12 protein-coding genes are annotated in these 13725 nt (G+C 68.7%); 5 read left to right on the forward strand and 7 right to left on the reverse strand.

Features of this window, described 5'->3' with window-relative positions:
• Window positions 1-19 precede the first annotated feature (19 nt).
• From QSK17_RS32605 to QSK17_RS32615, 3 genes are all read right to left on the reverse strand, one after another.
• On the reverse strand, window positions 20-814 hold the full coding sequence (locus QSK17_RS32605; RefSeq protein WP_285709809.1) for a class I SAM-dependent DNA methyltransferase: 795 nt from the start codon (window positions 812-814) through the stop codon (window positions 20-22).
• Window positions 815-970: 156 nt separating this feature from the next.
• On the reverse strand, window positions 971-2326 hold the full coding sequence (locus QSK17_RS32610) for an MFS transporter (protein ID WP_285709810.1): 1356 nt from the start codon (window positions 2324-2326) through the stop codon (window positions 971-973).
• A gap of 307 nt (window positions 2327-2633) precedes the next feature.
• Window positions 2634-3536: a hypothetical protein gene (locus tag QSK17_RS32615; RefSeq protein ID WP_285709812.1), complete on the reverse strand. Its 903-nt coding sequence runs from the start codon at window positions 3534-3536 to the stop codon at window positions 2634-2636.
• A gap of 261 nt (window positions 3537-3797) precedes the next feature.
• Between QSK17_RS32615 and serA the strand changes: the two genes are divergently transcribed.
• Complete coding sequence (serA, locus tag QSK17_RS32620; RefSeq protein WP_285709814.1) at window positions 3798-5387, forward strand: phosphoglycerate dehydrogenase; 1590 nt, start codon at window positions 3798-3800, stop codon at window positions 5385-5387.
• A gap of 474 nt (window positions 5388-5861) precedes the next feature.
• On the opposite strand, the gene QSK17_RS32625 is transcribed toward serA, so the two are convergent.
• The 3 genes from QSK17_RS32625 to QSK17_RS32635 are packed head-to-tail and all read right to left on the reverse strand — an operon-like array spanning window position 5862 to window position 8863.
• Window positions 5862-7052, reverse strand: coding sequence for a sugar ABC transporter permease (locus QSK17_RS32625; RefSeq protein WP_285709816.1), 1191 nt, complete (start codon window positions 7050-7052; stop codon window positions 5862-5864).
• Window positions 7049-7768 (reverse strand): ATP-binding cassette domain-containing protein, encoded by a 720-nt coding sequence (locus QSK17_RS32630; RefSeq protein ID WP_285709818.1) that lies wholly within the window; start codon window positions 7766-7768, stop codon window positions 7049-7051. The genes QSK17_RS32625 and QSK17_RS32630 overlap by 4 nt, the downstream gene beginning before the upstream one ends.
• Window positions 7769-8863, reverse strand: a complete 1095-nt coding sequence (locus QSK17_RS32635) for a sugar ABC transporter substrate-binding protein (RefSeq protein WP_285709820.1) — start codon at window positions 8861-8863, stop codon at window positions 7769-7771. It lies immediately after the preceding gene.
• Window positions 8864-9297: 434 nt separating this feature from the next.
• Between QSK17_RS32635 and QSK17_RS32640 the strand changes: the two genes are divergently transcribed.
• The 3 genes from QSK17_RS32640 (at window position 9298) to QSK17_RS32650 (ending at window position 12559) form a co-directional block, all read left to right on the forward strand.
• Window positions 9298-10236, forward strand: a complete 939-nt coding sequence (locus QSK17_RS32640; protein ID WP_502889335.1) for an ROK family protein — start codon at window positions 9298-9300, stop codon at window positions 10234-10236.
• 46 nt (window positions 10237-10282) lie between these two features.
• Complete coding sequence (locus QSK17_RS32645; RefSeq protein WP_285709826.1) at window positions 10283-11329, forward strand: 3-isopropylmalate dehydrogenase; 1047 nt, start codon at window positions 10283-10285, stop codon at window positions 11327-11329.
• A gap of 138 nt (window positions 11330-11467) precedes the next feature.
• Window positions 11468-12559, forward strand: a complete 1092-nt coding sequence (locus QSK17_RS32650; protein ID WP_285709828.1) for a branched-chain amino acid aminotransferase — start codon at window positions 11468-11470, stop codon at window positions 12557-12559.
• An 82-nt stretch (window positions 12560-12641) separates the two neighbouring features.
• Here the strand turns inward: QSK17_RS32650 and QSK17_RS32655 are convergent, their stop codons facing one another.
• On the reverse strand, window positions 12642-13229 hold the full coding sequence (locus QSK17_RS32655) for a Uma2 family endonuclease (RefSeq protein WP_285709830.1): 588 nt from the start codon (window positions 13227-13229) through the stop codon (window positions 12642-12644).
• Between the two features lie 130 nt (window positions 13230-13359).
• Between QSK17_RS32655 and tnpA the strand changes: the two genes are divergently transcribed.
• Window positions 13360-13725, forward strand: a 366-nt coding sequence (gene tnpA / locus QSK17_RS32660; RefSeq protein ID WP_285709832.1) for an IS200/IS605 family transposase, incomplete at its 3' end; no start/stop codon positions are given.

Consider the following 13725-nt stretch of genomic DNA (forward strand, 5'->3'; position numbering starts at 1 on the left):
AGAGTCGGCGTCCCCCTGTTCACCGCGTGCGCGGCCTGGCGTGGCCGTTGCCGCCCGGCAGGGTGACACGGATCTTGGACTGCTTGGGCGGGAGCCGTTCCCAGTCCTCCATGAACGTCGCCACCAGGCCGTGCCGCGCGGCCAGATCCACCAGCGTCTCGGTGTGGTAGTAGAAGTCCTCGCGGAGCACCTGGTGCTCCTTGCCCTCGGTGCGGTCGAAGGTGAAGTCGAACCAGCCGCCGGGCTTGAGGACACGCCCCACGTGCGCCAGGCACTCCTCGATCACGTGCAGCGGAGAGTGGGAGAACACGCTGTGCGCGTGGACCACGTCGAAGTGCTGGTCCGGCAGGAACGTGAACTTCAGGTCCCTGACCGGCGTGAGGTGGGGGAGCTTCTCCCGCAGGCCGTACTCCACGATCGTGTTCTGTGCCGCGACGAGGATGTCGGGCGAGATGTCGATGCCGAAGTAGTGGCCCGTGTCCAGATAGTCGATCAGCAACCGGCCCGCGCGCAGGTTGCCGCAGCCGATCTCCAGGACATGGTGCTCCGGCCGCAGGCCGTGCTTGAGCAGGTAGTCGAACTGCGTGCGCCCCATCTTGATCCAGCGTTCGCGTGACCTGCTGCCCACCGCCGAGTAAGGGCTGCGCGCGGTGTCCGACCGCATCACGGCCCGGTAGTAGCTCGTGTGGTCGGGGCTGCGCAGGCGCAGCCAGGTGTCTCTCGCCAGGCGGCGGACGTGGCGCGGGACCCTGCCCGGGTGCCGGATGGCGTAGACGGCCTGGCGGACGAGACTTGAACGATCCTTGTTGTGCACCGTGGTTTCCGTTTGGCTCGGCGTGGTCGCGCTGGTCCCGTCGAGGATGTCAGTAATCGACCGGTCACGCACGGTTACCGGACGGGACGGATCGGACGACCTTCCCGGACCGCCGCCGCCGGTCGGGTGGCGCGCCGTGACGCGGGCGGTCGGGCATCAGGTGGCCGAGAGAGCGGTCGCGCGCGCCATGCGCTCGGCGGTCAGGTCGTACTTCAGCGTCATCAGCACGCCGGCCAGCGTGATCAGCGCAGGGACGACGGTCAGACCGACGATCACCGCGGTGTACGCGCTGTCCGGCTGAGTGACAGGGTTCGCCGGGTCGGAGGAGATGAAGCCGCCGACGGTGAGCACCACGCCGTAGATCGTCACGCCGAACGCCTGCACCGCGCTCTCCACCGCCGTCCACAGGCCGGTGAACACGCCGCCGCGGCGCTTGCCGCTGACCGCGCCGTCGTACGCGATGACGTCGGCGAGCATGGAGAACCCCAGCAGCTGCAGCCCCGCGTAACCCACACCGACCATCACCACGCACAGGTGCGCGTACAGCGAGCCGAGTAGCGGGGTGGCCACGGCGAGCAGCGCGCCGACGGTGAACAGCGCGCCGGAGAGGATCATGGCGCCGCGCTTGTCCAGCCTGCGGGCGAGCCACACCCACAGCGGCATCGTGACCAGCATCGGGCCGACGAGCGCGGCGAACAGGGTGCTGGTGGCACCGGTGTCGCCCAGCGTGTACGCGGCGAAGTAGGGCGCGCCCGCGAGCATCACGCCCGCCGCGAGGGTCTGCGCGCTGCACAGGGCGAGCAGCCACAGGAACGGCTTCGACGTGCGCGCGGCGGCGAGTTGGCCGCGCAGCGTGCCCTCGGCCTTCTGCGGCCCGGTGAACGGGGCGCGCGCGGTGCCGAAGAACGAGCCGAACATGGAGACCAGCAGGACGGCGGCGAAGATCAGGCCCATCTGCCGGTAGCCCTCGATCGACTTCCCGGCGAGGGCGGGCGCGAGGATCCCGCTCATCGCGATCGCGATCGCGATGAAGACCATCCGCCACTGCAGCAGCGACGTCCGCTCGTGGTAGTCCGTGGTCATCTCGGCCGGCATCGCCTTGTACGGCACCTCGTACAGCGCGTATCCGGTGGCGGCGACCAGGAACGTCACCCCCACGAAGAGTGCGGCGGCGGTGCCGGTCAGCGGCGGCCCGATGAACATCAGCGCGAAGGAAAGCGGCAGGATGATCGACCCGGCGAGCATCCACGGGCGGCGCGGCCCCCAGCGCGAGACCGTACGGTCCGACCACTGGCCGACCAGGGTGTTGATGACGAGATCCCATGCTTTGGGCAGGAAGACGATGACCCCCGCCAGCAGCGCGGGCACCGCCAGCACGTCGGTCATGTAGATCAGCAGGAGTAGGCCGGGGATCGCGGAGAAGTTGGCGGTGCAGAACGACCCGACGGCATAGCCGAGCCGAACGCCACGGGACACGGTCAGGGGGGAGGGCGTCGCCGCCGGGAAGACCATGGCGACATTCAAGCCGAGCAAGCGCCCGGCCGAAAGACACGCGCGGGGAACGATGAAGCCTCAGGTGCGACAACCGATGCCGTAAACGGTCCCGTCAACCGCGAGAGCGCGCCGCCGGAAGCCGCCGGAAGGCGTACACCGAACACACGCGAACACACGCGAACACACGCGAACGCACAAGGATGCATGGGCAAACGCAGGGCGCCCGCGGAGTCCCACCCCGGACGTCCACCCCGGACGTCCAGGCTGGACGTCCGGGCTGGACGTCCGGGCTGGACGTCTGCGCTGGATGGGCTGGACGTCCGGGCTAACCGCGGACGTCCGCGCAGACGACGTGCGCGCCGATCTCGATCATCCGGCGTTCCGTGTGGGCGTCCGCCACCCGTGCCATGAGGACGGGCGCCTCGCTGGCCGCGAGCTGCGGCAGCCGGGCGCGGACCCCGCGGTGGATGTCCCGCACGATGTCCTCGGCCGCCGACGTGTGCACCTTGACGTGCAGCATGAGGCCGGACGAGCCGGAGACGGTGCGCGCCTCCGAGATCCACACGTGGTGGACGAGCGGCAGGTCGCCAAGGATCTCCGCGAGCGCCACCCGCAGCGCGGGCAGGATCGGATGGTGCGTCCGGCGGTACCCGGGATCGACCACCTGCATGGCGCCCGACAGGTGCTGCCGCGGCGCCGGAATCCAGGCCGGCGGCAGGGGGCCGGGCGAGGGGGAGGGCGTGGCGGCCGGGGCGGGAGCGCGCGCCGGAGTCGGAGGCGCCTGGGTCACCTGCGCCCGCGCGACGGTGGCCATCGCGCCCGTGGCGTACGCGGTGGGGGCCGGGGCGGATCTCGGCGCGGACAGGGCGTGGGCGGCTCCGCTTCGCGCCGACGTGAGATAGCGCTGGAGATCCTCGATCGGCACGGCGGCCGCCGACGGGCCGGCCGCGTCGATCACGATCTCGCGCACGCCGGTGACGCGCTGGATGTCGAGGATGGTCTCGGCGTCGCAGGCCGAGAGGGAGTGGCTGCCCCGATGCCGGGCGTAGGTCGCCGGTGCGGTGTAACCGAGCAACACGCGCTCGCCGCTCTGCGTCGTGCCGAGCACGACGGAACGGTCAGGCCGGACGGCCACCAGGATTCCCCATTCGGCAAGGGCCGCGAGCAGACGTTGCGGGCTACCGTGCTGCGCGAGCACGTCGCCGAGAGAAGGGTTCCCGATGCTCATAGGCTGAACGATAGGTAGCGAACCATGGCTTATCAGGCTAATCGTGAAGAATGCGTGCAATCAATACCAAGATAGAGCCTCTCTGGATGGGACCGGTCCATCTTGGGTAATGCCATCAGTTAGCGAACATGTGAGTGAATCTCACGATTTCGTGATGAGTCCGAAAGCCGCGTGTCTCGCATGCCGGTCGCTCGTGAGAGCTTTCACAAGCGGCGGATAGACTCACGCGTGTCCGTGCAGCCGCACTTCTAAGGATCGCCAGTGAACAAGCCCGTCGTCCTTGTCGCAGAGGAGCTGTCCGAAGCCGGTCTGGCCGTGCTCGGCGCGGACTTCGAGGTCCGTCACACCGACGGAGCCGACCGATCCCAGCTGCTGCCCGCGCTCGCCGACGTGGACGCGGTGATCGTCCGCAGCGCCACGCAGGTGGACGCCGAGGCGATCGCGCACGCGCCCAAGCTGCGCGTCGTGGCCCGCGCCGGGGTCGGCCTGGACAACGTCGACGTCGAGGCCGCCACCAAGGCCGGTGTCATGGTCGTCAACGCTCCGACATCCAACATCACCAGCGCCGCCGAGCACACGGTCGCGCTGATCCTGGCCAGTGCCCGCAACGTCGCCCAGGGCCACACCGCTCTCAAGGGCGGCGAGTGGAAGCGTTCCAAGTACACCGGTGTCGAGCTCGACCAGAAGGTCGTCGGCATCCTCGGCCTCGGAAAGATCGGTCAGCTGGTCGCCCAGCGCCTGCAGCCGTTCGGTGTCGAGCTGATCGCCTATGACCCCTACCTGCAGCCGGCCCGCGCCGCCCAGATGGGCGTCAAGCTGGAGTCGCTGGAGGAGGTGCTCCGGCAGGCCGACTTCATCACGGTGCACCTGCCCAAGTCGAAGGAGACCGTCGGCCTCATCGGCGACCGCGAGCTCCACATGGTCAAGCCGTCCGTCCGGCTGATCAACGTCGCGCGCGGCGGCATCATCGATGAGAACGCGCTGTACTCCGCGCTCAAGGAGGGTCGCGTCGCGGGCGCCGGCATCGACGTCTTCGCCAAGGAGCCCTGCACCGACAGCCCGCTGTTCGAGTTCGACCAGGTCGTGGCCACCCCGCACCTCGGCGCGTCCACGCACGAGGCCCAGGAGAAGGCCGGCACCCAGGTCGCGCGCAGCGTCAAGCTGGCCCTGGCCGGCGAGTTCGTGCCGGACGCCGTCAACGTCCAGGGCGGCGCCGTCGCCGAGGACGTCAAGCCGGGCCTGCCGCTCACCGAGAAGCTCGGCCGCATCTTCACGGCCCTGGCCGGCGAGGTCGCCACCAAGCTCGACGTCGAGGTGCGCGGCGAGATCGCGGGTCACGACGTGCGCGTGCTCGAACTGGCCGCGCTCAAGGGCGTCTTCACCGACGTCGTCGAGGACACGGTGACCTACGTCAACGCTCCGCTCCTCGCCAAGGACCGCGGCACCGTGGTCGAGCTGGTCACCAGCGGCGAGAGCCCCGACTGGCGCAACGTCATCACCGTGCGCGGCGTGCTGGCCGACGGCCGCACCGTCTCGGTCTCCGGTACGCTCTCGGGCCCCCGGCAGGTCATGAAGATCGTCGAGGTCAACGGCTTCGCGATGGAGATCGAGCCCACCGACCACCTGGCGTTCTTCACCTACACCGACCGTCCCGGCATCGTCGGCATCGTCGGCCGGGTGCTCGGCCAGCACGGCGTCAACATCGCGTCCATGCAGGTCGCCCGCGGCGAGAAGGGCGGCAAGGCGCTGACCGCGCTGACCGTCGACTCGGCCATCCCGGGTGACGTCATCGACCAGATCGTGAACGAGATCGGCGCCGACAGCGGCCGTACGGTCGACCTCGAGGACTGATCCGTCTTCCGATCACGCGTCGAAGAGGCCCGCTCCACTGGTGGAGCGGGCCTCTTCTTTTGCCGTGCCGAAGGCACGGCATTCAGCGTCTCGAATATTGAGATACTAGGTCGTCCTACGAGATTCTGGGGTAGCCTTGCGCTGATGGCGCCAGGTGTCCGTACTCATCACCTGCCGCGACGGGGCCAGACCAAGGGAAGGCCGGCCGACCCGGCGTCGTGCCGGTCGTGAGCTTCCCTGTTGCCCATGGGCGTGCGATCCGCGCCTTCGGCGGCGCCCTGTCTTCCGGATCCACGACCGGATCCCGTTCCGTTCCGTCTTCCGTACGCACGAATGAGATCGCTCATGTACGACATGTATCCCTGGAACAGCTCCGAGGACGTCCGAGACGAGGCCGCCGACGCGTTGCAGACCGCGCTCGACCGGCGTGACAACGGGGGATCGCCGGAGCGCTGACGCGGCCCCCGCCCCCGTTCACGTGGCGCTGCCGCGTCTGGCCAGGGAGTCGATGGCGACGGCGAGGGCGAGGACCGCGGCGGTCACCATGTACCGCACGGAGGAGTCCACGCTCAGCAGGTACATGCCATTGGTGATCGACTGGATGACCAGGATGCCGAGCAGCGCCGCGTACGTCCGCCCTCGGCCGCCGAACAGGGACGTGCCGCCGATGACCGCCGCGGCGATGGCCATGAGCAGGATGTCGCTGCCGCCCGAACCCTGGTTGACCGCCGACAGCCGGCTGGCCGAAAGGATGCCGCCGAAGGCAGCCAGCACCGACGACAGCACGAACGCCAGCACGCGGATCCGCGTCACACTGATGCCCGCCCGGCGGGCCGCCTCGACGTTGCCTCCCACGGCGTACATCCACCGGCCGAAGGTCGTGTGCCGCAGGACCAGGTCGAGGGCCACCACCAGCGTGCCGAAGATGACCAGCAGGAGCGGAACGCCCCGGTCCGCCGACATCACGAGCACGGCTCCTGCCAGCACGACCGCGAGGCCCCCCACCTTGGTGGCCAGCCACCATGCGGCGGTCACCGGGAGCTCCGCGGCGATCCTCCGCCGCCGGCCGATCAACCCTGACGCCGCGTAGACGGCCACCAGCACCGCGGTGACGGCCCAGGCCGCCCACGAGGGCAGCCACGTGTCGCTCAGTTTCGCGACGAATCCGTCGAAGGGCAGGTTGATGATGCCGCCCGAGCCCAGCAGGTAGAGCAGCAGGCCCTGCCAGCCGATCAGTCCCGCCAGCGTCACCACGAACGACGGCATCCGGAGCCGGGTGAACATCAGCCCGTGCAGCGACCCGATGAGGGCGCCCGCGACCAGGGCGACGAGGATCGCCAGGAGCGGGTTCCAGTGCAGTCGTTCGGACAAGATGGCCATGATCACCGCGCACAGGCCGCTGACGGAGCCCGCGGACAGGTCGATCTCGCCGAGCAGCAGCACCATGATGATGCCGAGCGAGATCGTCCCGGTCGCCGCCATCTGGAGGGCCAGGTTGGTGAGGTTCTCCGGCGACAGGAAGTGCTCGTTGAGCGATCCGAAGACGATCGCGATCGCGATCAGCCCGCCGACCACCGGCCACGCGCCGAGGTCTCCGTGCCGCAGTCGTTCGACGGCCTCCTTCGGCGTGTACGGCTCACGCACCGATGTGGCGGCGTTCATCATGCGGCGGCTCCAGTGATCGCGGCCACGATCGACTCCTGCGAGGTGTCGGCCGTACGGAACTCGCCGGCGTTGCGGCCCAGGCGCAGGACAACGACGCGGTCGCTGACCGCGCGTACGTCGGCGAGGTTGTGGGAGATGAGCAGCACCGCCAGGCCGCGTTCGCGCAGCCGCCTGATGAGATCGAGGACCTGGGCGGTCTGCTCGACGCCCAGGGCGGCGGTCGGCTCATCGAGGATGACGAGCCGCGGCTCGCCGATCAGCGCGCGGGCGATGGCCACCGACTGGCGCTGGCCGCCGGAGAGCATGGCCACCGGCACCCGGATGTCGCGGATGCGCACATCGAGCGAGGTGAGCAGATCCCGTGCGGATCGTTCCATCCGGATGTGGCGCAGGACCGAGAACCTCCGTCGTTCGGAGCCGAGGAAGAGATTGGCCACGACGTCGAGGTTCTCGCACAGCGCGAGGTCCTGGTAGACGGTCGAGATGCCCAGCCGCTGGGCGTCGTGCGGGTTGCCGATGTGCACCGGACGGCCGTCGATGACGATTCCCCCCGAGTCGGGGCTGACGGCGCCCGCGATGACCTTGACCAGGGTCGACTTCCCCGCTCCGTTGTCCCCGACCAGGGCGACCACCTCGCCGGGTGGGAGGTCCAGGCTCACCCCTTGGAGAGCCTGGACCGCGCCGTATCGCTTGGATATGTCTCTCGCCGAGATCATCTACTGGATGCCCGCCTTGGCGCACGCGTCCTTGAGTTCGGGCGTGCAGACGTCGGACGCCTTGTAGAAGCCGTCCTTGATGATGGTGCCCGCGATCTTGTCCGCGGTGACCGCGATGGGATCGAGCAGGAACGCCGGGATGTCGGCCGTGCCGTTGTTCGCCTTGTCGGGCGCCGCCGGCTTCTCGCCCTTGGCCAGCGCGACGGCGAGCTCCGCCGACTTCTCCGCCTCGGCCCGGATGTCGAGGTAGATCGTCATGTACTGCTCGCCGCTGAGGATGCGCTGCACGGCCGCCAGCTCGGAGTCCTGCCCGGTGATCGGCGGCATGGTCTTGTAACCGGCCCGCTTCATCGCCGCGATGGCGCCGCTGGCCATGCCGTCGTTGGCGGACAGCACGCCCACGATGTTGTCGCGGCCGATCGCCGTGATCGCCTGCTCCATCTCCTGCTGGGCCTTGTCCGGGCTCCAGTCGGGCGTGTCGAACTCCCGCCCGATCTTGACCTTGCCGTCGAGGACGTTGTGCGCGCCCTTCTTGTAGTCGGCCGAGCTGGGGTCGGTGGGCGAGCCGTGGATCATCACGATCTCCCCCTTGCTCGCCGTGCCGTCGGCGTTCAGCGCGTCCAGCAGCGCCTGCCCCTGCATCTCGCCCACGCGTACGTTGTTGAACGAGACGTAGTACTCGTAGCCGATGCCGGAGATCAGCCGGTCGTAGGCGATCACCGGGACCTTCTTCTGCTTGGCCTTGTTGACCAGTGGCGCGACGGCCGCGGCGTCCACGGCGTCGAGCACGAGTACGTCGGCGCCCTGGGTGAGAGCGGCCTCGACCTGCTGCTGTTGCTTGGCGGCGTCCTGGTCGGCGTTGGAGTAGAGGAGCTTGCAGTCCGGGCAGAGCTGCCCGACCTTGGCCTCGAACAGCGGACGGTCGAACGCCTCGTAGCGCGTCGTCTTCGACTCGGGCAGGAACAGGGCGATGGTCTTGCCGCCGCCGTCACCCGCTCCGGACTCGGAAGGCTTCGCCTCCGTCGTGGAGCCGTTACCGCAGGCGGCGCCGAACAGAAGCGCCGCGACGGAGACAGCCAGCATTCCTCGTCGCATCGGCACACGTTTCCTTTCTCATGACCCCGAGGGTTGATAAGAAAGGTAATTTACTATCAGCTGTATGACCAGAGGGTGAGAGAGATCACATCATGGAGGGGCTGATGGTGCGGGGCGATCCACCGCTGATCAACTGGCCCGCCTTCCGTAGCGTCTATGCCACTCTGGGGAATGTGGTGAGCATGGGCGGCGGGACCGCCAACACGACCAGCCTGCTCCGGGTCATGAACGAGCGTGCGGTGTTCGCGGAGATCTTCCGCCTCGGTAAGGTCTCCCGGCCGGAGCTGGCGCAGGCCACCGGCCTGTCCAAGCCGACGATCTCCGTCGCCCTGGCGGATCTGGAGCGTGCCAGGCTGGTCCGCCCGGTCGGGTTGCGTACGGGCAACGCGGGCCGTGCCGCTCTGCTCTACGAGATCCGCCCGCAGGCCGGCTGGGTGCTGGCCGTCGACATCGGCCGCGCCTACGTGCGGCTGGCGCTGGCCGACCTGGTGGGCGAGATCGTCGCACGCAAGGACGAGCCGTCCCGGGCCGAGAGCTACGACGCGGTGCTCGCCCAGCTCTCCGATCTGGCGGACAAGCTCACCACCGAGGCCGGTCTCTCCCCTGGGGACATCACACTCACGGTTTTCGGGACGCCGGGCATTCACGACAAGGAGACGGGCGTGCTGCGGCTCGCCCACAACCTGCCCGGATGGGAGCTGCCCGGCGCGGTGGAACGGCTCGCCGACGTCACCGGATCTCCGTACATCCTGGAGAACGACGTGGACCTCGCCGCGGTGGGGGAGGGCGCGTACGGTCTGGGCGAGGGCGTCCCGCACTTCGTCTATGTCTCCGTCGGCACCGGCATCGGCATGGGCGTCGTGATCGACGGCAAGCTCTACCGGGGCTCGCGCGGAGCGGCCGGTGAGATCTCCTATCTCCCGGTCGGCGAGGGCGACCCCCGTGCCGACCCCGGACGCGGCATGTTCGAGTCGGTCGCCTCGGCCGACGGCGTGATCGCCGCGGCCGCCCGCCTGGGTATGATCGCGGCCACCGCCAAGGACGTCTTCGACGCGGCCAGGGCGGGCGACGAGACCGCGCTCAAGGTCGTCTCCGCCGAGGCCGACCACGTGGCGCACGCGCTCGCCGGGATCGTCGCCGTGCTCGATCCCGAGCTGGTCGTGCTGGGCGGCGGCATCGGAGCGCAGGCGGCCGACCTGCTCATCGGTCCCGTGACCGAGCGCCTTCCCGGACTCGTGGCGTTGCGGCCGCCCCGGATCGAGGCGTCCACACTGGGGGTGGACGCCGTCCTGCTCGGAGCGCTCGCGTTCGGCCTCGCCACGGCCCGCGATCTGGTTTTCGAGCGCGCGGTCGCCGTGACACCGCCCGGATAGTGAGACCGTGCGTTCGATCTACGAGACGGACCGGTAAGGTACATGCATGGATTCGAGCAACATCCGTCTGGCAGTGATCCCCGGTGACGGGATCGGCACCGAGGTCGTCGCCGAAGGACTCAAGGTCCTCAACGCGGCCGGTGTCAAGGTTGAGACCACCGAGTACGACCTGGGCGCGAAGCGCTACCACGCGACCGGTGAGGTCCTTCCCGACGCTGTGCTGGACGAGTTGCGCGGCTATGACGCCATCGTGCTCGGCGCCGTCGGCGACCCCAGCGTCCCCCCGGGCATCCTGGAGCGCGACCTGCTGCTCCGGCTCCGGTTCGAACTCGACCACTACGTGAACCTGCGCCCGGTCAAGCTCTTCCCCGGTGTGGAGACCCCGCTCGGCAAGTCCAGCCCCGAGGACATCGACATGGTCGTCGTCCGTGAGGGCACCGAGGGGCTGTACGCCGGGGCCGGCGGCACGCTGCGCCGCGGCACGCCGCACGAGATCGCGACCCAGGAGTCGCTCAACACCGCCTTCGGCGTCGAGCGGGTCGTCCGGTACGCGTTCGAGAAGGCGGCCCAGCGGCCGCGGAAGAAGCTCACCCTGGTCCACAAGACCAACGTGCTGACCTACGCCGGTGACCTGTGGGCCCGCACGGTCGCCCGGGTCGGCCTGGAGTTCCCGCAGGTCGAGACCGACTACTGCCACATCGACGCGGCGTCGATGTTCTTCATCACCCAGCCCGAGCGGTTCGACGTGATCGTCACCGACAACCTCTTCGGCGACATCATCACCGACATCGGCGCGGCGGTCGCCGGCGGCATCGGCCTGGCCGCCAGTGGCAACATCAACCCGGACCGGACCGCGCCGTCGATGTTCGAGCCGGTCCACGGCAGCGCCCCCGACATCGCGGGCCAGGGCAAGGCCGACCCGACCGCCACCATCCTGTCCATCGCCATGCTCCTCGACCACATCGGCTTCACCGAGGCCGCGCAGAAGGTCGAGCAGGCGGTTGCCGAGGACCTCGCCGAGCGCCAGGGCGCGCGGACGGCCAGGAAGACCCGCGAAATCGGCGACGACATCGCCGCCCGAGTAGCCGGCTGAGCCGGGCCGCTCACCCCGTCTTTGCGCATGGCGGCCCGACTCGGGCCGCCATGCGCTTTTTCATACCCTCTTGCATGCCTTAGGTTTCCCATAGGTCGCACAATGAATGTGATGACGTAGAGAGAAGGATCGCGGCAAATGACCAGCCAGCTCAGCTTCGACGTGCAGCTCAACCAGCAGGCCCGCACCGCGGCCGAGCGTGCGCAGGTACTGGCGAACCCCGGCTTCGGGCAGATCTTCACAGATCACATGATCTCCATCGACTACACCGAGGGCCGCGGTTGGCACGACGCACGGCTGGAGCCGTACGGGCCGCTGGTCCTGGACCCGGCGACGGCGGTGTTCCACTACGCGCAGGAGCTGTTCGAGGGGCTCAAGGCGTACCGCCAGGCGGGCGGCTCGATCGTGTCGTTCCGGCCGTACGCCAACGCCGCCAGGTTCAACAAGTCCGCGGAGCGCATGGCGATGCCCGAGCTGCCCGAGGAGGCGTTCGTCGAGTCGCTGGAGCTGCTCGTCCAGACGGACAAGGAGTGGGTGCCGACGACCGAGGGGCACAGCCTCTACCTGCGGCCGTTCATCATCGCCACCCAGGTCGGGCTCGGCGTGAACTACCCGTCCAAGACGTACCGCTACATGGTGATCGCCTCTCCGGCGGGGTCGTACTTCTCGGGTGGCATCAAGCCGGTCTCCGTGTGGCTGTCCACGGAGTACACCCGGGCCGCTCCCGGGGGCACCGGCTTCGCCAAGTGCGGCGGCAACTACGCGGCGGCCTTCGTCGCCCAGCGCCAGGCCGTCGAACAGGGCTGTGACCAGGTGGTCTGGCTGGATGCGAACGAACACCGCTACGTCGAGGAGATGGGCGGGATGAACCTGTTCTTCGTCTTCGGCGACCGCCTGCTCACCCCCGCCCTGACCGGGACGCTCCTGCCCGGTGTGACCCGCGACTCGATCCTCGCCTTCGCCGCCGACCTGGGCCTGCGGGCCGAGGAGGGCCGGATCTCGATCGAGGAGTGGCAGGCCGGGTGCGAGTCGGGTGAGATCACCGAGGTCTTCGCCTGCGGCACCGCGGCCGTGGTCACCCCGGTGGGCTTCGTCAAGGGTGTGGACCGCGCCTGGACGATCGGTGACGGCACCCCCGGCGCGGTCACCCAGAAGATCCGCGAGGAGCTGATGGGCATCCAGTTCGGCAGCCGTCCCGACACCCACAACTGGATCCACAAGATCTGCTGACGCGCGCACGACAGGAGCCCGGCGACCTCGCCTTCGCCGGGCTCCTACGCGTTCCTACGGTCGGGGGCAGCGGATCGCACGCTCACGCCTCGACAAGCTTGGCGGTGTCGATGGCGAGATCCCACGGCTCAGGCAGCGGCAACGGCTTACCCAGCGTCACCTCCACCTGGTGCTGGTAGCCCTTCTCGCCCGGCTCGCTCATCAGCCTGGCGACGCCCTTGAACGTGTCGATCACCAGATAGAGCGGAACCCCCGCCAAAGCGCAGTTCCGCGGCTTGACGACATGGTCGTCCCGGACGCTGCTCTTGGAGACCACTTCCACGATGAGCAGCGTGCTGTCCCCGTAGACCTCGTCGTCACCCCACATGCGGCGGTTCTTCGGGACGATCGTCAGGTCCGGGACGTAGCGGTCGACCTGGGCGCCGAGGAACAGTTTGATGTTGGTCCACAGGCCCCAGCCGCGGTCGGCGACGATGCTTGCGATCTGAAGGATCAGACGGGATATGACGTCGTTGTGCTCTCCTGTGGGCACCTCTCTCACCACGATCCGGCCGTCGATGAACTCGACCCTGCGGTCGGGATGCATCGCGCAAGTCTCGTGGTAACGACGGTAGAGGTCCGCTCTGTCCGTCTCTGATGATGTCGTGGGTTCGACGAGAACCTTGGCCATCAGAGCCTCGGCAGGGGACCGTCGCCTTCAGGCGACGGGGGAATGCCGTCCCTGACTGGGCTTCTTCCTTGCCTCACGGCGGTCGCTCCTTCACTGAACATTAGATGTGTGATGATGTTATAATGATTGTGTGGCTCGTCAGGTACGCACCTCCCCCGGCGCGGCGTATGACCTCGGATACCACGTCGTGTGGTGCCCGAAGTGCCGCCGCCCGGTTCTCGGTGGGCCCGTCAAGGATCGCCTTGAGGAGTTGATCCACGCCAAAGCGAGCGAGCACCGCTGGGAGATCGTGGCGCTTGAGGTGATGCCCGACCACGTGCACCTGTTCGTCAAACCGCACCCGAAGAACTCGCCGTCGTATGTGGCCAACCAGTTCAAAGGCTTCACCTCCCACCACCTGCGCGCCGAGTTCCCGCATCTGCGCTCGCAGCTGCCCACGCTGTGGTCGCGGTCGTACTTCGTGGCCACGGTCGGCGCGGTCTCCGCGCAAACGGTG

The organism is Microtetraspora sp. NBRC 16547 (assembly GCF_030268965.1).
Classification (GTDB): Bacteria; Actinomycetota; Actinomycetes; order Streptosporangiales; family Streptosporangiaceae; genus Microtetraspora.